Consider the following 17,820-nt stretch of genomic DNA (forward strand, 5'->3'; position numbering starts at 1 on the left):
CGAGCAGGCGCCGCGCCCGGCGAGGAGGTACAGTCTGCCAGCTACCTCATGGCGGCCAACCTCTAGTTCGAATCTTTCCAAAACTGGCAGTCGGAGTTCATGTCGACAGCAGTGCTAGTCCTCATGTCGATTTTTCTACGGCACAAAGGCTTTCCGGAATCGAAGCCTGCTGGCGCGCCAAACTGAGACGAGCGCGTAAGCGTCGCCTGCCCGGAAGCCCGCTAATCGTCCGAGATCCGCCGATAGCGAAAACGGTCCCGGATGTGGTCATTGAAGAAGCGGCCTTTCGCGAAGGCCTTTCGGAATGCGGCGTAGACCTCCGCCGGAACACTCTCGTAGTCATAGCGCTTGCCGCTCGCAACGAACCACACGGAGAGAACCTCGCTCTCGGGATCGTATTCGCTCTTGCGGATCGACGTCGACGGCATGGCGTCGTCGACCCTAGACGAGCGCCATCGGCATGTAGCGGATGATAACCTTGTCCTGCCGAAATCTTCGTTCGAGTTCGGCGCGGCGGTCGTGCCAGTCCGCCAGATCAATTTCCTCCGTCATCACTTCGAAGATAATGATGTCCTCACGGTTAGATTCCGCGCCGTGGCGCCACAGGCCCTCTGCGGGGGCCTGAAGATAAGCCGTAACGCCTTTAAATCGGCTCGCCAATTCCTCCTTGACCCGATCGAAATCTTCTCGCGCGAAAGGCTGGCCGCCATTGTCGGCTCGGGGAAGAAGGATCTGGATCAGGTGCATGGTGCCACTCGCTGAATGGCGGTCAACGCGTATGAAGTCGACCGCGTTCCTTTAGCGCTACGCCTACCGCATCAGGCCGGCCGCGCGCAGAGCATCCTCGATGACCTTCTTTACAGCTTGAGCCTGCGATCCTTGCAAGTCACCTAGAGCCGGTTGCGTAGGCTTGGCATTGGCCGGTTCCTTCGACGCTGCCCGAAGATGAAATGTTGGCAGCGTCGTCTCGGTCCTTGGCCTAGCTGACCTTGGCGAAGCGGACCTTGGAGAAGCCGAGCTAGTGCTGGCTGATGCTCGCGCGTCGTCGGCATCGCCGAGACCCCAGAACCGCGCTATCTCCTGGGTTGAAGAGATACCTACGTCGAGCATGTAAGGTCCGGGAGTGCCGAGGCCGTCCCCGATGGGCATTCCGTGACCCATGCCTTCAATCATGTTTATCTCGATCTTCGCTTCTCCAGCTTCGTTAGCCCAGACCTGCCTGCTTCGTCCGCGCTCGCTAGTCGAATGGGTCGGCGCCTTGTCGAGTTTGTGCACGCCGCGCCACTGCGCAGCGATGGACTCTGCGTTAACGGACGCCACAGTGCGATCGGCGGAGCCCTGCCAGATCGAAAGCCTGGGCCACTGCCCATTGTTCTTGGAGGCTTTCCGCACAAGCCGCTGCAATTCTTGCTCGGACGGGCCACCGTGGCCGCGCATGCGGTCGAACGCTTCGGCAACGGTTGTCGCGCAACCGAACGGCAGGCCGGCAATGATGCCGCCGCCGGCAAACACTTCAGGGTAGGTGGCGAGCATTACCGCGGCCATGGCCCCGCCCGCCGAAAGACCGGTAACGAATATCTGCTGTCGGTCCAGGCCGTAGGTAACGACCATCGTCTCGATCATCTGCCGGATCGAAAGGACCTCGCCGCGATCGCGCGCAGTGTCTCCAGGCAGGAACCAGTTGAAGCAGAGGTTCGGGTTGTTGGCGCGTTGCTGCTCGGGATAGAGAAGCCCGAAACCGGCCTCTTGGGCGACTTGGGACCATCCGGAGTGGTAGTCGTACCCGGCGGCGTTCTGGGTGCAACCGTGCAGTACCACGACGAGCGGCGCGCCTTCGGGGAGGTCAGCTGGTCGATAGTATCTTGCCTGTAACCCGCCGGGATTGGAGCCGAAATTTTCGAGGACGGAGAGGCGATCGGCGGATATGGACGAGATCGCAGGCGCTTTTTGTTCCGCGCGCAGTGCCCTGAGGCGCGCGATCGTATCGGAGACTTTTCGCAATTGGGGACGTCCTTGTTTTTGATCCCTCCGAGTTGAGGGGCGTGAGTGCAACGCGCTTGCAGCAATTTCGTTGCTGCACTGCACAATAATAAGGAGATGAAACAAGCCAGGCGGCCACGCTCAGGGCCGACATCGCGCCACCCCGCAACCCGCCTCCGTACAAGCGCCCCGCGTTAGTCAGTCGTTGCAAGATAGTTGTGCATGTCGACGGCGGCGATCGCCGCGTGCCCGAACCACACCGCGATCTGGTTGATTTCGTCGACTACGTCGCCTGCGGCATAGAGGCCGGCTATGCCGGTGCGCTGGTGGGGGTGCACGACGAGATTGCCAGCGCCGTCGCATTCCGCCGAGATCGATGGCGAGCTTTGAGCGCATGGTGCAACCCATGGCAGGATAAATCGTGTCGAATGAGAGCGATCTGCCGTTACGAAGGCTGACCCGAGCTTGCCGGCCGGCAGCACGCACGGAATCCGGGAGGCATTCTTCTACCGTAACGCCAGCCCCTTTGAGCAATTCGCCCGTGGCGGGGTCAAGGCCTGATACGGCCTCGGTCGCAAGCATAGTGACGTCGCTTGAATAGGTTCGCATGAACAGGGCCTTCTTTGCCGCCTGGTCTGCCGGACCGATCACCGCGACACGTTTGTCGATGACCCCACGCCAGGATGGCATTCGAGGTCAGCTCGGTGCCATTGTCCGACACGATCATGCAGGGGTAGCCGCGATGCTCGGCGATGACGTCGAGTTCGCGGGCGACACGTTCGCCCGAGATCGAGTTGTCGACGACGGTCGCCAAGCACTCCCGGCTGAAGTCGTCGATGACGACAGGATCCGAAGCGGCGGCCGTCGGTCAGCGTGTCGGAGACGAAGTCCAGGCTCCAGCGCTGGTTGGCATCCTGCGGTATCGCCATCGGTGCTCTCGTGCCGAGCGCCCGCTTGCGGCCACCGCGTCTGCGCACCGTCAGCCGCTCTTCTCGATAGAGCCGGTAGAGCTTCTTCCAGTTCACCGCCACGCCTTCGCGCTTCAGCAGAAGGTGCAGCCGGCGATAGCCGAAGCGTCGGCGCTCGGCGGCCAGTTCCCGCAGCCGCTTTCGCAAGCCCGCGTCGTCCGGTCGGCTCGAGCGATACCGGTAAACCCGCGGCTCCATGCCGACGAGCACGACGCTGCGAATAGCCCTTGTCTCGATCGCCCAGGTCACACCGGTCCTCCTCGACCAGGCGTCAGAAGTTTTTTCCGAGCATCTCGCGCAAGGCCGAGACGTCGAGCATGGCGTCGGCCAACAGGCTTCAGCTTGCCGTTCTCCTCCTCCAGGCTCTTCAGCCGCTTCGCCTCCGATACGTCCATGCCGCCATACTTCGAGCGCCACTTGTAGAACGTCGCGTCGCTCACACCATATTTTCGGCAAAGCTCCGTCGCCGAAAGCCCCGCCTGGTGCTCCTTCAAAATGCCGATGATCTGTTCGTCGGAAAATCTCGATCGCTTCATTGCCTGTCTCCTCATCCGGATGACAGGCTAACCTCAAAGCGAGGACATTTCAGGGGAGCAGGTCAATCATCACGTCGATAAGCGGGGCTCGACATCTTAGGAATCGTACGCAGCGGCGGCGTGACAATCGCTTGGCCACAGAAGGAAACGGATGCCCAAAAACATCCTGATTTTTGCAGGCGGGACAGGTAACGAAAGCGGCCTGATGACGGATGAAAGCCGTACTAACGTTTACAAGCTCTACCGCGCTAGATGTTCGTGGGGTCAGTCAGAGTTGGCGGGCTTGTGCTAATGCCGGATCACCTGCGCCGAGGCTGAGAAGTATCTGGGCACTTCTACCGGCTGAGTTTCCCGTTCGCCACCAGCCACTCGACGGACTCATACACTGCCTGGAGCGACGAATACCGCGGGTCGTAGCCCAGGAGGTTCCGCGCTTTGGCGATTGAGTGGCTCGGGCTGCGTGCAATGTGCTCCCAGGCGGCGCGCCAGTTTTCTTCGGTTTGCTTGCCCTTCCACGTATCGAACGGCTCGTAACTCACCTGCGGGGAGTGGCCGAACCAGTTGTACATGGCCTCGGCGTAGCCTCGCAGATTGATCGCCTGTGGCGAGACGGTGTTGAAGGCCTCGCCCACCGCGTTGCTCCAGTTCGCGATGGCTCGCATCACCATCTGTGCTACGTCGTCGGCATGAACGTGGTGTACTGTCTCGTTGCCAAGATTGGGCAGCACCAGCGGCTCGCCACGGGCGATCTGGGCGAACACGCCGACGTCGAAGTGCCCCGCCGGATTGAGCGGCTCCCAGCCAGGCCCCACGATATGGCCGGGCCGAAACACCGTGGCTGGAAACCCGTCTCGCCTGGCTTCGTTGAGCAGCCAGGTCTCAATCTCGGCCTTTTGCGTGCCATAGCTGCCGAACGGATTTTTCGGCTGGTCCTCTGTCGCGGGGATCGCGGTGTTGTGCCCATAGACCCAAATGGTGCCGCAATGGAGGAAGTGCTGCACCTCGCCTCGCAGCGCGCCCACGATCTGCATGGTGCTGTCGAGGGTGAAAGAAATCATGTCCACCACGATATCGGCCTTCAGCGCGCGGACCTTCCCGCCGAAGGTGCCAGCCTTCTCTTCCGTGTCGCGGTCGATCACCACTGGCTCGACCGATTTCCACGCCGCATTCAGCGTATAGGCTGCGCGCTGGCCGCGGCTAACATTGGCCACTTCATATCCGGCCTCGATCAGCCGCGGCACCAGGTACGTGCCGACATGCCCGCTGCCGCCAATGATCACTACGCGTGTCACTTTAGCCTCACTGATTGCTGACGGACTGTGCCATCGGCAGATGGCGAACGCCACTCGAATCCTCCGCAGGTCAACGCCCGGACCCGCCATCGATCGATGAACAGACAGAAGTGATCGACGCCATCGTTCTGAAACCGGGCTCGCGGTCGCCATCGGCATTGGGGAGATAGTGAGATACTCGGGGCGGTGCCGCGGCCGCGTCCGTCTTTGCTATCGTCTGAAAACGGACCGTGCCGTCAGCGAAGTTCATTTCAAGGCTGCGCCAGAGGAGTCTTGAGGTTCATCTTATCAGGAGCGGCCTTGAGGCCCATGTCTAGGGCTCCCACGGCCATTTTGCGCATTCCTTCCGAACCTGAGTGCGACTAACACCCAGGTCTGCAAGCTGATGGTCTTCGAGCTCGGCCAATTGTTCACGTTGGCAGTGGAGTTGGATCCAGTGCGACAGCATTGCAATCGCTCCGGTCACCTTGTTGGCGATGTGACGGACGTGTGTCGGCAGTGACGGGGAAGGCCTCCGCGCTTCAGTCAGCGGGTGATTGAACATTTCTCATCCTTTCGCGGCGTCCATGTTGACCTGTGCCGCTGAAATGCGCCAATCTGATGCGGCGCGCAAAGCATGGTTTCTCGTGCTAGCCCCAATTTTTCTCATGATGTGGTGCGAAATTGGCTCGCCGACTGCCATCGCTCAATGCCCTCAAAGCCTTTGAGGCTGCGGCACGCCATGAGAGCTTCACCAGGGCGGCGGAAGAGCTGTCCGTGACGCAGGGCGCGGTGAGCCATCAGGTGAGGGCGCTCGAGCTCGAATTGGGCATCAGGCTGTTCGATCGCGAACGTCAAAAGCTGAGCATTACACGGGCCGGGCTCTCCTATCTGGAGGTGGTGCGCGATGCCTTCGACAGCATAGCTCTCGGCACGCAGCGCATCCAGCATCTCTCACGGGCCGGAGCGCTGACGGTCAGCACATCGCCCGACTTTGCCGCCAAATGGTTGGTCAACCGCCTTGGCCGGTTTGCCGAGACGCATCCAGCCATCGATCTCAGGATTTCCGCAACCATGCATCACGTCGACTTCGCCAGAGAGGATGTCGATCTTGCGGTGCGGCATGGTGATGGCAACTGGCCGGGGCATGAAGTTTTCCGCCTGTGCTCCGAGGAACTGTTCGCGGTCTGCAGTCCCCAACTGCACCAGCGGATGCGCGAGCCGTCCGACGTGCTGAAATTTCCGTTGCTGCATCTTGATGACCGAAAGGACTGGTCGGAATGGCTCGAGGCCGCTGGCGTGGTCGATGCCGAACTCTCCCACGGTCCGGTCTTGAACCGCGCCAGCATGGTCATAGACGCCGCTGTCGACGGCCAGGGCGTCGCACTCGCCCGCACGACGCTTGCGGCGTGGGACCTCATCAACGGGCGCCTCGTCAGGCCGTTCGCCACGGCTCTGCGATTGTCCAAGACCTACTGGATCGTGTGTCCCAAGGCGACGTCGATGCTGCCCAAGATCACGACATTCCGCGCCTGGCTGTTGGCCGAGGCCGCTGATGACGTACGCCGCCTCAAGACGCTCGTTCCACAGTAGTAATTCCAAAATAGCGAACGTCTCGCAGTTGCAAGTGTTACTCGCCAAAGGCTCAATTCCTCGCCTGAGTCTTGCGACGGCTAGCGGGTGAACCTGAAATGACCGGATTGGGCTGGAGGCGGAAGGCCGGCTTCGACACGATTATACTGAAAGCGACGTACAGCTTGCGGTCCTGCAGCTGCCTTCCCCTTTGCGCCCAAAAGCAGCCTTTCCGGCTCTTGTACCAACGACGCAAAAGCGGCCGTCCGATTCAAGGTGTTTTGTGCAGACGAACTGAGTGCCGTATGCCGTTCTTCGGACGTCCATCAAGCTGTTCTATTTGCGGACACGCTATGCACCACCACACGATCTCGTCCCTCCGCCTTGGCTCGGAAGAGTGCAAGATCGGCAGCATTGACGAAATCGTTTGGCGTCTCGTGCTCGCTTGGCACTGTTGACGCGACGCCGACGCTGATGGTCACGCGATCCGGGCCGTGCGGTATGTTCAGGTTCCGCACACTCTGGACGAGGCGCTCTGCGATGTCGCTGGATTGTTCCAGTAGAGTGTCGACCAGAACGATGACAAACTCTTCGCCTCCATAGCGCGCAGCGAGATCGGTGGAACGGCCGGAACCGCTTTGGATTACCCGGGCTATTTGCTTGAGCACCTCATCGCCGGCCATATGGCCATAGGCATCGTTGTATCGCTTGAAGTTGTCGGCATCGATCATCAGTAGCGACAATGGCGACTGTGCGCGAAAAGCGCGTTTCCACTCAGCCGCCAGATATTCGTCGAAATAGCGCCGGTTGCCGAGGCCAGTCAGGCCATCGATCCGGGTCAGACGCTCAAGCTCGAGGTTCGCGCTGATCAGCTGCCGCTGGCTTTCCCTCAGCGCGCGGTAGGCTGCGTCTCTCTGGACGTGATCCAGATAGGCGCGCGTGTGATACCGAATGCGCGCGATCAGCTCGATGCGATCCGGCAGTTTGACGAGATAGTCGTTGGCTCCGGCAGCGAAAGCCTCACCTTTGGTCGCTGGATCTTCCTTGCTCGACAGGACAATGACTGGAACCGAGCGTGTCGACGAATGCTTCCTGTATTCCTTTACCAGATGCAGCCCATCGACCCCGGGCATGACGAGGTCTTGCAGGATGACGGTAGGCTTTACCTCATCCGCGACAGTCATCGCCTTCAACGGGTCGGTGCAGAAGTGCAACGCAATGTCAGGTTCGTTGGCCAGGGCGCGCCTGACCGCCTCGCAGACCATGACCTGATCATCGATAAGCAGAACCATCGATGAATAATTATCCGCCAGCGGCGGCACCAGCTCTGGTTCTCGCGTCATCAGACGAGCCCTTTCACGTGGAGCGCTCGCAGGCTTCGATTACGCGTGAGCCGATCGCACTCAAAGGTAGAATATCGACCGCCGCGCCGATCGCAGCGGCGGCCTTCGGCATGCCATAGACGGCACTGGTTGCTTCATCCTGCGCGATTGTGAGATGCCCCTTGTCGCGGAGTTGTCTCAGCCCGCGCGCACCATCCCGCCCCATGCCGGTAAGCAGGACGCCAATCACCGAGCCCGGCCACCATTGCGCGGCGCTTTCGAAAAATACATCCACGGACGGCCGATAAACATTGTCCCTGGGGCTGGACGTGTAACCAAGTTGCTGAGCCGATTTGAAAACCAGATGATCCTCCGAACTGGCGATAAGAACGGTGCCCGCCTGAGGCCTGTCCTTTTCCCGCGCCGCACGGATCGGAAGCGGGGTATGGTGCCCCAGCCAATCGGCAAGGCCTGGAATGAACTGGGCGTCGAGATGCTGGACGAGCACGATTGCGCCGCCAAAATCAACAGGAAATGCGCTGAGCACCGCTGCAACGGCAGCCGGCCCGCCCGCCGAGGCGCCGATCGCAACCAGGCGTCGAGGGGAGGGGTGGGCCGCAACCGACATCGGCCCGTTTGCCTTGGATGGCGCATCCAGGACTAGCTTGCCGATCGTTGCAATCTTGTTGGTCAGAAGCCGTGCGGATTGCGAGGACGGATTACCGTCGATGCCCACGGACGGAATATCGACCGCGTCGAGCGCGCCATGCCCCATTGCTTCGTAGACCCCGGCGACATTGGCTTCGATACTGGCGGTCACCAGCAGGATCGAGCATGGGGTTTCTGCCATGATTCTGCGGGTCGCTTCCACGCCGTCCATCTCTGGCATTGCTAGATCCATGAGTATCAGATCCGGCCGGTCACGTCTGCAGGCCTCGACCGCCTCACGTCCATTGGTCGCCATCCACGCGACCTGATGTTCGCGGGTCGACACAACCAGCCGGCGCAGAAGCTCGACCGCCATCGGCATGTCGTTGACTATGCCGATTCTCATTCGTTTGCTGCCAATTTCGATGTCATCCAGTCGCCTCGCCAATCATGTCGACGACAGCATGGATCAGCGCCTCATCCTGAAAGCTGCCTTTGGTCAGATAGTAGTCGGCACCGGCGTCAAGGCCGCGCGAGCGATCTTCCTCCCGATCCTTGTACGAAACGATCATGATCGGCGTGTTCTTGAGATGAGCGTCCTTTCGGATCAGGGTCACCAGCTCGATGCCATCCATGCGCGGCATGTCGATGTCGGTAACGACAAGATCGAAGAGGCCGGACCGGACGGCATTCCACCCGTCCATGCCATCGACCGCAACTTCGACCTCATAACCGTGATTGCCCAGCATCTTGCGCTGGAGTTCCCGAACCGTGAGTGAATCGTCGATCACCAGCACGCGCTTGCGCTTGCCGGGTTCTGGACCGCCCGCGGCGCGCCGAAGGGCTCGAAAGCCACCGGAAGATGCAAGCTTTTCCACCGATCGTATCAGATCGTCGACGTCGAAGATCAGCACAGGCGAACCGTCCTCCATCAGGGCCGCCGCGCTGATGTCCTTGATCTTGGCAAAACGCGGATCGAGAGGCCGGATTACCAGCTCGCGTTCGCCGAGGAAACGATCGACGATCAGGCCGTATGCTGCGCCCCGACCTGCATCCACGACGACGACCGAAAGATCGTCCGGTTCCACACCGGGCTCGCCACGGTTCAGCACCTCGCGTGCCGTGACCAACCCGATCTGTCGGTCGTTCAGGCGAAAGTGCGGCCGGCCCTGCAGGAGGTTGATCTGCGTCCGCTGCAATTTCAGTGTCTTCGAAATGCCTGCCAGCGGAAACGCATAGGGCTCGCCATCGACATCGACGAGCAGGGTGCGCAGGACCGATAATGTCAGCGGCAGTTGCAGTTGAAACCGCGTTCCGTGCCCGAATTCCGAGGAGACGCTGGTGATACCGCGAACCTCCTTGGTCATGGCCTGCACCGCGTCGAGCCCCACACCACGGCCGGAGACGTCGGTAACGCCCTGTTTCATCGAAAAGCCCGGCAGAAACAGGAAGGCGAGCAATTCCGTTTCGCTGAGGGCGTCGGCGCTTTCCCTGGTTGCGAGCTGCCGGGCGACGACCATCTCGCGCAGCTCCGCCAAGTCGATGCCCCTGCCGTCGTCCACCACGGCTATTTGCAGTAGGCCGGCATTATGCCGCGCTTCGAGTCTGATGAGCCCCTCTTCGGGTTTGCCTGCCGCGAGACGCTCCTCGGGCGGCTCGAGTCCATGGTCAACAGCATTGCGCAGGAGATGCCCCAGAGGTGCATCGAGTTGCTCGAGGATGTCGCGGTCGATACCGGTCGAACCGCCTACTATCTCCAGCCGCACCCGCTTGCCGAGGGTGCGACCCAGGTCGCGGACGATCCTCGCATAGCGCCGCACTCCATCCTCAAAAGGCCGCATCCGGTTCGCCAACGTCTCGTCGTACAATCTGTTGGCTAGATCGGTGGCTTTCCGATCCACGGAATCCAGCTCCTCCAGACGCTCCGCTAGGAACGCCTGGCTAAGCCTTAGCTTTCGCTGTGCTTCGGCGAGCGCCTCCACCACTGCTTCGTCCTTTGAAATGGGCGGCAGCACTGCATGAAGATCGTCGAATGCGCCTGCGAGGTCAGATTGAAGCCGCTTCAGCCGCAGCAGCCCGTTGGCGAATGGCCTGAGCCGCCGAGCTTCCATCCGGGACTCGCCAGCCAGCCCAAGCAATCGGTTCAAGCTGTCTGCCGTCACCCGAACCATTCTATCGGAGCCGATGCTTCCTTGGGTTTGCGGTTCCGTCCCAACGAGAAGGTTCGCTGCAAGGGTCGTCGCCAGTTCCTCCTGTGCACGATCTACGACATCAGCGGCGGAATCGCGGGTGAAGCGCCCAGCGTCGGGGCGGGACAATTCCTCGAACTTGGCGAGAAGGGTTTCGACTTCAGAGTTGGCGCTCTCGCTCGATGGTCCCGATGCGATCAATTTCAGAAGGTCGGTGCCTTGAAGAAGCGCATCGATATGCTCCCGTTGCACCCTGAAATGCCCACGTTGCGCGGCGACCAAGCAATCTTCCATAGCATTTGCAATTTTGACCGCGGGCATAAGGTCGATGATGCGGGCAGCTCCTTTCAGGGAATGTGCGGCCCGCATGCATGCTTCCAGGGCGTCGGCCGCGACAGGGTCGCGTTCGAGCGCCAGAAGGCCGGAGGTCAAAGCCTGTGATTGCGTTTCCAGTTCGGCCCGGAAGAGGCTAAGCATCGAAACCTGGCTGAAGTCCTCATCCGTCATGCGATGCTCCGATCCAGCATCGTGAGCAGTTGTCCCGGGTCGAGACAGCCAACGGCCCGTCCCTGCCAGGGCAGCACGGCAACAGCGGCGCCCGACAGCGCTTTGCCGATCGTGGCCGGCACGGCGAGCGTATCTCGTTCCCGGTAGCGATGCAGTCCGTGGATCTCGTCGACCGTGAAAGCAACCCGCTTGTCGCGCTCGCCCACCACGACCAAGCGGCGAAATGCCCTGCTTCGTGCGCCTTGTTCGCCCTCCTTGCGCTCGTCTATGCCGAGCAATTCAGCGAGCGACAGGCAAATCAGCAACTCACCGCGGACATTGGCAATGCCGAGCACTGCACTGTTCCTGCGGTGCGGTAGCGAATGAACGCGACGGGATTCAGCCACTTCATGAAAAATGCCAACCGGAAGCGCCAGCCATTCCTCCCCCAAACGGAAGAGAACGGCCGTCTGCAGCGCCTCGTCGTTCGCCGAACCGAGCTCTGCACGGCCAGATTTGTCAGGCCATTCGCCGCGATATGCCGAGGGCGCCGCCCGGTCGAGGAGGCGCCGGGCACTCTTCTTGTAGGTCGGGCAATTGCGGCAGTGGAGATGCTGCTCCAGTAGCGGACATGACTTGTCGCCGCGAACGCCGATCCGGCGCCAGCAGTCGTCGATTTCAATCTCCTCCACCGGCTGAGCGATCCCTGTCGAGGCCGCCATCAGGTCCCGCTCCTTTTCTGGGCCCGATCCAGCCGGCCGGCCAATGCCTCGGCGCCGCTATGGTCGCCGTGCTTGCGAAGCAGCAAAGCCAGATGGACGAGAGCTTCCCTATGATTTGGCGCGAGATAGAGCGCCCTGCGATAGCTTTGCGCGGCTTCGGGCGCAGCGCCATCCGCATCCTGAACGAGGCCCAGCAGGTAGAAGATTTCCGCCGAAGGGCCGAATGCCCTGAGATGCGCCATGGCGGCGTCCTGTGCTTCCTTTACCCGTCCCGCATTTGCGATGCGCTCAACCGCGATGAGACTTTCCGAGACCTGATCGAGCGGCTTGGCCGGGGCCTGCACGCGGCCTTTGCCGACCGCCGGTCGCGGCGGAAGAACAGGCCTGCCCTTGTTGACCTTGGGGCTCGGTGTCCGAACCGGAACGGCGGCGGAAACATTCAGCGCCGCGGTCTTGACGGGCTCCGACCTCAGGAAGGCGAAGGCCAATGGCCATTCGGCGGAAACGAGGCCGTGCAGCCTTGGAAGCGCCGCTTCCGCCGGACCGACCAGAAGAAGTCCGTCCTTGGCCAGGAGGTCCTTCAGGCAGATCAATGCGCGATCCTGCAGCTCGCGATTGAAATAGATCAGCAAATTGCGGCAGAGCAAGATATCGTAGACCTCTTGCCCGAAAGACGCGCGAGAATCGAACAGGTTTCCGACCCTGAACCGAACCTGTTTCAGCACCGCGGCATTGGGCCGCAACCCGCCCTCGGTCGCTTCGAAATAGCGATCCTTGAATTCGAGATTGCTGCCGCGAAACGAATTGCGCCCATAGACGGCACGTTCAGCCATCGCGATATTGCGGCTGCTGACGTCCACGGCGTCGATCTTGAACTCGCTTGCCGTAAAGCCAGCGTCGAACATGGCCATGGCGACCGAATAGGCCTCCTCGCCGGTTGAACAGGGCAGGCTCAGAACCTTTATCGGCTGGGCACGCTTGTTCGCGCGCGCATGCCGCGCCAGCATTGTGAACGCTTCCCGGTCGCGAAAGAACCAGGTCTCCGGAACCACCACCGCATTGACCAGCTCCTGCAGCTCCTGCGCGGAACCGGTCAAGTGCTGCCAATAAGCCTGTGGGTCGGTTATCCGGCAAGTTGCCATACGGTCCTTAACCGCCTGGCAGACCACTGTGGGACCAACACTGGCAGTGTCCAGTCCGATGGTCTCCGTCAGGAGCTTTTCGACAGGGTCGGTCATCAACCACCCATCTCGGCCTGGCGGAGCAATGCCGTACGAATCTCTTCCGAAAGCAGCGCTTCCGCTTTGACCCACTGAATGATTTCCTGGCCATCCGAAGCCACCGGACCAAGATAGGGCGGGGTTCCCGCCTCAAGTCCGAACGGCGCGAAATCGGCCGGGTCCCGCTCGAGCGTATCCGTCACCCGTTCGGCGATCAGCCCCAGCAGGCGTTGCTCGCCGTCTTGCGCCGGATAGCGGGTCACAACGATCCGGGTGCTCAACCGTGACTCGGATGGGCGGCCAAGTGCCAGAAGAGTAACATCGATCAACGGGATGGGTATTCCGTTATAGCTGACCAGACCGACCACACCGGGGGGCGCTCCCGGCAGCGCTTTGACCTCGATGTAGGGCAACACCTCTTCAATCTGATGGACGTCGATCAGGTAGCGATCCGTACCCATGCTGAAGGCGAGGAATAGCATTGTCATCTCCGACTGCCAGCTCGCTATGCTCTCAGCTTGAACCTTGAAATGCTGCCTCGCAGCCCGCCTGAGACTTGATTGAGCTCGTCGAGCGCGAGCGTCGATTGCTGAAGAGATTCGACTGTTTGCTGAGCTGCTTCGCTTAGCTGGGTCAGCGTATCGCTGATTTGGCCCGCGCCGGTCGCCTGGGCTTGCATGCCTTCATTGGCGACCTCGAAGCGTGGCACCAGGCCCTGAACCTGCTGAATGATTTCGAAGAGCTGCCCGCCCACCTGCTGGATTTCCTGCATGCCCCGGCGGACCTGCTCGGAAAACTTGTCCATGCCCATCACCCCGGCCGCGACCGCCGACTGGATGTCCTTGACCATCTGTTCGATGTCGTAGGTGGACACGGCCGTCTGGTCCGCGAGCCTTCGGATTTCGGTCGCTACCACCGCAAAGCCCCGGCCATATTGGCCTGCCTTCTCCGCCTCGATGGAAGCGTTGAGTGACAACAGGTTCGTCTGATCGGCGACTTTGGTGATGGTCGTCACCACCTGGTTGATGCTGCCGGCTTTCTCGCTCAGGATCGCGAGTTTAGAATTGATGGCCGCTGCCGCTTCCGTGACCTGGTGCATTGTCTCTTCCATGCGGGTCAGTCCCGCTTGCCCTCCGCCTGCGACGGCAGCCGTCTGCTCGGCAACCGTCGAGACCTCGTTCATCGTCCGGACCAGCTCGTTTGACGTGGCGAAGATTTCCTTGGCTGTTGCGCGGATCTCGGTGGTGGTCGCCGCGATTTCAGTCGCGGTTGCCTGCTGTTGCTTGGAGGTGGCGGCGATCTCCGTGATCGACGTGCCGACCTGTATGCTGGACCTTTGAACCTGACCAATGAGGGTAGTGAGATCGTCCGCCATTGCGTTGAAGCCGTCGGCAAGCACGCTGAATTCGTCTCGACGCCTGAGATCGATGCGTTCGCTGAAGTCGCCTTGCCGCATCAAGTGAACCGCGTGGACCAGCCGGGTGAGCGGACCTGTGATGGCGCGAAACAGCGAGTAACCCAAAAGAAGCGCTAGCCCGAGGGCTATCAACAAACCAACGCTCAAACCGACTTCCGCCGTTCTGACGATCGAGCTGATCCGCTGCGTCGCGCTGTTTGCCTCGCTTCGGTGATCCTCGACCATGGCCTGCAGAGCGGACTGCAATTTCAGAAAGATCGGCTCTACATTATTCTTGATGGCCGGGCCTTCATTGGGAGTTTCGCCTTTCGACAAGGCAGCCCGGCTTGTTTCCAGCACAGCCGTCTCAGCCAGACGAAATTGGTTGGCGAGTTCCTTGACGATCGCATAGTTCTGCTTGTCGATATCGGAGACGATTGTTGCTTCATAGTCGTCCATCTGCCGCTGCACCTGGTCGCGATTGGTCGCGATCATGCTTTCAAGGGCGCGTCTGTCCGACGGGTTGTCCTGAAGCGCATATTCCTGAAGCAGGCTATGGGCCGTCATCTGGCCCATCATGATCTCGGTGCTGTGATAGACGTCTGGGAGGATGCCCTTTTCGACCTCAGTCGCCTCCTGCTGCGTCTGAAGAAACCAGGCGTACGCGATGACGGCTATCACTGACATCACCACCAGAACGGCAGCGAAACTGAACAGGATGCGGTGGCGTATTGTCAGACTCTTCATGGAACCGGTTCACCATTGGGGGACATCGTCGTCGGCGCGACAAACGCTCGTTCCGTCGCTCCCAAAAAGGTGCGTCGAAAGGCAGTAGTTTGATGCTGAATGGTTTCTTTTCCGTTCAAGCGCTGATGACGGCTAGTCGGCTCACCAATCGAGGTGCGGCAGGCCCAACGTGTTGAGATCAATTGAACGGTTGGTTCGCCCGGCCGGCTCCAACGCCGTCTAAGGGTTGTCGGTGGCAAGCACTCATTCTTGCGCCCTGTTCACAGCAGAGCACCCATGGCCTCGCATCTGGACGCTGCAGCCCATCGAAGCGCGTGGCTAGGAATGCAGCTCGACAAAAGGGCTGCTCGACCCGTACGCTGCGGTATGGTTGACGTGGCCGTCCCTTTCGAGCGGAAGCTTGCTGCGATCTTTGCCGCGGATGTTTCCGGCTATAGCCGGATGATGGAGATGGACGAAGCCGGCACGCTTGCGCGCATGAGGGCACATATTGGTGAGGTCGTCAGGCCGAGGATCGCGGCGCATCGAGGCAATATCGTCAAGACCACGGGCGACGGCCTGCTCGTCGAGTTTGCGAGTGTCGTCGAGGCGGTTGAGAGCGCTGTCGAAATCCAACGATCGATGGCGGAGCGGAACAGCGGCGAGCCTGAGAACACCCAAATCCTTTACCGCGTCGGGATCAATCTCGGTGATATCATGTTCGAGGACGGAGACGTCTTCGGCGACGGCGTAAACGTGGCCTCGCGGCTAGAGGGGCTCGCCAAGCCGGGCGGCGTGTGCGTTTCGGACATTGTGCATCAGGCAGTCGAGGACCGGATCCAGGTCCCCTTCCGTGACATGGGCAACCAGCGGGTAAAGAACATCTCTCGACCCATCCGTGTCTGGCAGTGGACGCCCGACGCGGCGCTGCAGACGACTCGACCTGTGGAGGCGGCGCTGCATCAGAGGGTGCAGTTCGCGACGGCGTCGGACGGCGTGCAACTGGCTTGGGCCAGCATTGGCCAGGGAGCGCCGGTGCTGAAGGGTCCGAACTGGCTGAACCATCTTGAGTATGAATGGCACAGTCCAATCTGGCATCCGATGCTCGCGAAGCTCGCCAAGTTTTGCCATCTCGTGCGGTTCGATCAACGCGGAAACGGCCTCTCGGACTGGGAGGTTGAGACTATATCGGAAGATGCAATGGCCGGTGACATGTCCACAGTCGCGACCGCTGCACAGGTGGATCGGTTCGCGCTTCTCGGCATCTCGCAAGCCTGCGCCTTTTCCGTGCGCTATGCTGTGGAGCATCCGGAACAAGTGACATGTCTCGTCCTGCTGGGTGGTTATGTCCGAGGTCGGCTAAAGCGGCCCGGTCACGACCAAAGGAAGCTGTATGAAGCCGGGACGATGATGATCCGTGACGGATGGGGCTCGCCGAATCCTGTTTTCAGGCATTTCTTCACTTCGACGTTCATGCCCGACGCCCCACATGAGATTATGGCGAGCTTTGACGAACTACAGCGCATTGCCACGAGCCCCGAGGCGGCGATGCGACTTTGGCAAATGAACAGCAACGTTGAGGTGACAGAGCTGGCAAAGAGGGTCCGTGTGCCAACGCTCGTGCTGCATTGCGTGGGCGATCGCGTCGTGCCGATCGAGGAGGGCCGCCTGATGGCAAAACTCATTCCGGGGGCGATGTTCGTCGAACTGCCGGGAAATAACCACGTGCTCATTGAAGGCACGTCAGCCTACGACCAGTTTTTCGAGGAAACGGCTGTCTTCCTGGCGATGCACAATCCGGTCGCGTAGCTTACGACCGGTGATCCACTTTGCCAGTTCTACGGCAAGCTTTTGACCCGTTGGAGACCTTCATTTGTGACCATGGAATGGTAGCAATGCGCCCAATGGCGGGCATTGAGGTCAGCCTTGCCGCTTCCTGAAAGCAGACGTTCGGCTTGGGCTGCATTATTTCCGCTGTTAGCCCAAAGCGGCCACTGGACGTCTGTAGCTCGAGATTAAGCTCGGTGCGATCAGCCCAGAGGGCGCATCTTCTGAATGAGATCGATGAGTAAGCGCAACGCGGTCGGGACCTGTCGACGGCCAGACTAGTAGGCATGAAACCCGCCGCTTATTGCCGCCCAATCACCGAGCACCACCCTCGGCGCGCCCGCCTCTAGATGGGGGCGAAGTGCCGGCTCTGAGCCGTAGATGATGCCGACACCGCTGAGCCCAGACCCACGGAGGAATGACTTGCATTGCCGTACCGGCTCGAACGGGACCATCATCGTTCAACGCGTTGACGGCATCACCGGCAATTTATCATACACCGGAACCGGGAGTACTTCCGATCGCAATTGGCAGATCGTTGCCAACACCGGCAACCTGCTTTTCCAGAACAGCGCCACCGGAATCCTGACGCTGCAACTATGGTCGTGGCCGAAGCAACGGGAGAAAACTGCTCGGTCTGACCTGGTTCACCGCTGGCGAATCCTTGATCGGCGAACGCGGATCAATAACCAACGCACAACCTGATTGCCGTCGATATGCAACACTGCAGCCGTTTCCTGTCGGCAATAGTATTCAAGCGCCTGATTCCGCGGCATCGTACTGTGGTCGAACAGCCACAACGCCAGACATGTCCTCATCTAGGATGCGAGGGACGGCGGGCAAAGAGACTGATCGCCTGTTGCGAGCCGGCGGTGCCCGGCTGTCCCCTCGCGGCCCATATAGATCTCGCGCATGCTCGCCTTGATGACTCTGCGGCTTGGCGGCGGTCCAGCGTTC

16 protein-coding genes and 2 pseudogenes are annotated in these 17,820 nt (G+C 60.6%); 4 read left to right on the plus strand and 14 right to left on the minus strand.

The window, feature by feature from the left end; genetic code table 11:
• Positions 1 to 66: 66 nt before the first annotated feature.
• A pseudogene (locus ACWGS8_RS22565) lies at positions 67 to 186 on the plus strand (DUF6766 family protein); the annotation flags it as partial.
• Positions 187 to 221: 35 nt separating this feature from the next.
• Here ACWGS8_RS22565 and ACWGS8_RS22570 read toward each other — a convergent pair.
• From ACWGS8_RS22570 to ACWGS8_RS22600, 7 genes and pseudogenes are all read right to left on the minus strand, one after another.
• A complete protein-coding gene (locus ACWGS8_RS22570; protein WP_454582961.1) occupies positions 222 to 428 on the minus strand; it encodes a KTSC domain-containing protein in 207 nt (68 codons plus the stop codon).
• Positions 429 to 441: 13 nt separating this feature from the next.
• A complete protein-coding gene (locus tag ACWGS8_RS22575; RefSeq protein ID WP_454582962.1) occupies positions 442 to 747 on the minus strand; it encodes a hypothetical protein in 306 nt (101 codons plus the stop codon).
• Positions 748 to 810: 63 nt separating this feature from the next.
• Positions 811 to 2,001, minus strand: coding sequence for an extracellular catalytic domain type 1 short-chain-length polyhydroxyalkanoate depolymerase (locus ACWGS8_RS22580; RefSeq protein WP_454582963.1), 1,191 nt, complete (start codon positions 1,999 to 2,001; stop codon positions 811 to 813).
• A 173-nt stretch (positions 2,002 to 2,174) separates the two neighbouring features.
• On the minus strand, positions 2,175 to 2,318 hold the full coding sequence (locus tag ACWGS8_RS22585; protein WP_454582964.1) for a hypothetical protein: 144 nt from the start codon (positions 2,316 to 2,318) through the stop codon (positions 2,175 to 2,177).
• Between the two features lie 335 nt (positions 2,319 to 2,653).
• Positions 2,654 to 3,484, minus strand: a pseudogene (locus ACWGS8_RS22590) (IS3 family transposase); the annotation flags it as partial.
• Between the two features lie 335 nt (positions 3,485 to 3,819).
• Positions 3,820 to 4,776: an NAD-dependent epimerase/dehydratase family protein gene (locus tag ACWGS8_RS22595; protein WP_454583046.1), complete on the minus strand. Its 957-nt coding sequence runs from the start codon at positions 4,774 to 4,776 to the stop codon at positions 3,820 to 3,822.
• Positions 4,777 to 5,089: 313 nt separating this feature from the next.
• Positions 5,090 to 5,320 (minus strand): DUF1127 domain-containing protein, encoded by a 231-nt coding sequence (locus tag ACWGS8_RS22600; protein WP_454582965.1) that lies wholly within the window; start codon positions 5,318 to 5,320, stop codon positions 5,090 to 5,092.
• A 119-nt stretch (positions 5,321 to 5,439) separates the two neighbouring features.
• On the opposite strand from ACWGS8_RS22600, the gene ACWGS8_RS22605 reads away from it, so the two are divergent.
• Positions 5,440 to 6,348 (plus strand): transcriptional regulator GcvA, encoded by a 909-nt coding sequence (locus ACWGS8_RS22605; RefSeq protein ID WP_454582966.1) that lies wholly within the window; start codon positions 5,440 to 5,442, stop codon positions 6,346 to 6,348.
• Positions 6,349 to 6,653: 305 nt separating this feature from the next.
• On the opposite strand, the gene ACWGS8_RS22610 is transcribed toward ACWGS8_RS22605, so the two are convergent.
• The 7 genes from ACWGS8_RS22610 to ACWGS8_RS22640 are packed head-to-tail and all read right to left on the minus strand — an operon-like array spanning position 6,654 to position 15,057.
• On the minus strand, positions 6,654 to 7,670 hold the full coding sequence (locus ACWGS8_RS22610) for a diguanylate cyclase (protein WP_454582967.1): 1,017 nt from the start codon (positions 7,668 to 7,670) through the stop codon (positions 6,654 to 6,656).
• A 13-nt stretch (positions 7,671 to 7,683) separates the two neighbouring features.
• Positions 7,684 to 8,703: a chemotaxis-specific protein-glutamate methyltransferase CheB gene (gene cheB, locus ACWGS8_RS22615; protein ID WP_454582968.1), complete on the minus strand. Its 1,020-nt coding sequence runs from the start codon at positions 8,701 to 8,703 to the stop codon at positions 7,684 to 7,686.
• 22 nt (positions 8,704 to 8,725) lie between these two features.
• Positions 8,726 to 10,993, minus strand: coding sequence for a hybrid sensor histidine kinase/response regulator (locus tag ACWGS8_RS22620; RefSeq protein ID WP_454582969.1), 2,268 nt, complete (start codon positions 10,991 to 10,993; stop codon positions 8,726 to 8,728).
• Positions 10,990 to 11,694 (minus strand): chemotaxis protein CheW, encoded by a 705-nt coding sequence (locus ACWGS8_RS22625; protein ID WP_454582970.1) that lies wholly within the window; start codon positions 11,692 to 11,694, stop codon positions 10,990 to 10,992. Before ACWGS8_RS22625 ends, ACWGS8_RS22620 begins: the two co-directional genes overlap by 4 nt.
• Positions 11,694 to 12,932, minus strand: a complete 1,239-nt coding sequence (locus tag ACWGS8_RS22630) for a CheR family methyltransferase (RefSeq protein WP_454582971.1) — start codon at positions 12,930 to 12,932, stop codon at positions 11,694 to 11,696. Before ACWGS8_RS22630 ends, ACWGS8_RS22625 begins: the two co-directional genes overlap by 1 nt.
• A complete protein-coding gene (locus tag ACWGS8_RS22635) occupies positions 12,932 to 13,396 on the minus strand; it encodes a chemotaxis protein CheW (protein WP_454582972.1) in 465 nt (154 codons plus the stop codon). Before ACWGS8_RS22635 ends, ACWGS8_RS22630 begins: the two co-directional genes overlap by 1 nt.
• A 23-nt stretch (positions 13,397 to 13,419) precedes the next feature.
• Positions 13,420 to 15,057, minus strand: a complete 1,638-nt coding sequence (locus ACWGS8_RS22640; RefSeq protein WP_454582973.1) for a methyl-accepting chemotaxis protein — start codon at positions 15,055 to 15,057, stop codon at positions 13,420 to 13,422.
• 276 nt (positions 15,058 to 15,333) lie between these two features.
• Between ACWGS8_RS22640 and ACWGS8_RS22645 the strand changes: the two genes are divergently transcribed.
• Both ACWGS8_RS22645 and ACWGS8_RS22650 read left to right on the plus strand, forming a co-directional pair.
• A complete protein-coding gene (locus tag ACWGS8_RS22645) occupies positions 15,334 to 16,845 on the plus strand; it encodes an alpha/beta fold hydrolase (protein ID WP_454582974.1) in 1,512 nt (503 codons plus the stop codon).
• A gap of 441 nt (positions 16,846 to 17,286) precedes the next feature.
• Positions 17,287 to 17,568, plus strand: coding sequence for a hypothetical protein (locus ACWGS8_RS22650; protein WP_454582975.1), 282 nt, complete (start codon positions 17,287 to 17,289; stop codon positions 17,566 to 17,568).
• The last annotated feature ends 252 nt before the right edge of the window (positions 17,569 to 17,820 follow it).

This window comes from Mesorhizobium sp. 43Arga (genome assembly GCF_053714255.1).

Excerpts from the sequence above, each read along its gene's own strand:
- ACWGS8_RS22570 (WP_454582961.1), bottom strand. The coding sequence starts at position 428 with ATGCCGTCGACGTCGATCCGCAAGAGCGAATACGATCCCGAGAGCGAG.
- ACWGS8_RS22630 (WP_454582971.1), bottom strand. The coding sequence starts at position 12,932 with ATGACCGACCCTGTCGAAAAGCTCCTGACGGAGACCATCGGACTGGAC.
- ACWGS8_RS22600 (WP_454582965.1), bottom strand. The coding sequence starts at position 5,320 with ATGTTCAATCACCCGCTGACTGAAGCGCGGAGGCCTTCCCCGTCACTG.
- cheB (WP_454582968.1), bottom strand. The coding sequence starts at position 8,703 with ATGAGAATCGGCATAGTCAACGACATGCCGATGGCGGTCGAGCTTCTG.
- ACWGS8_RS22625 (WP_454582970.1), bottom strand. The coding sequence starts at position 11,694 with ATGGCGGCCTCGACAGGGATCGCTCAGCCGGTGGAGGAGATTGAAATC.
- ACWGS8_RS22645 (WP_454582974.1), top strand. The coding sequence starts at position 15,334 with ATGGCCTCGCATCTGGACGCTGCAGCCCATCGAAGCGCGTGGCTAGGA.
- ACWGS8_RS22620 (WP_454582969.1), bottom strand. The coding sequence starts at position 10,993 with ATGACGGATGAGGACTTCAGCCAGGTTTCGATGCTTAGCCTCTTCCGG.
- ACWGS8_RS22640 (WP_454582973.1), bottom strand. The coding sequence starts at position 15,057 with ATGAAGAGTCTGACAATACGCCACCGCATCCTGTTCAGTTTCGCTGCC.
- ACWGS8_RS22575 (WP_454582962.1), bottom strand. The coding sequence starts at position 747 with ATGCACCTGATCCAGATCCTTCTTCCCCGAGCCGACAATGGCGGCCAG.
- ACWGS8_RS22610 (WP_454582967.1), bottom strand. The coding sequence starts at position 7,670 with ATGACGCGAGAACCAGAGCTGGTGCCGCCGCTGGCGGATAATTATTCA.
- ACWGS8_RS22635 (WP_454582972.1), bottom strand. The coding sequence starts at position 13,396 with ATGCTATTCCTCGCCTTCAGCATGGGTACGGATCGCTACCTGATCGAC.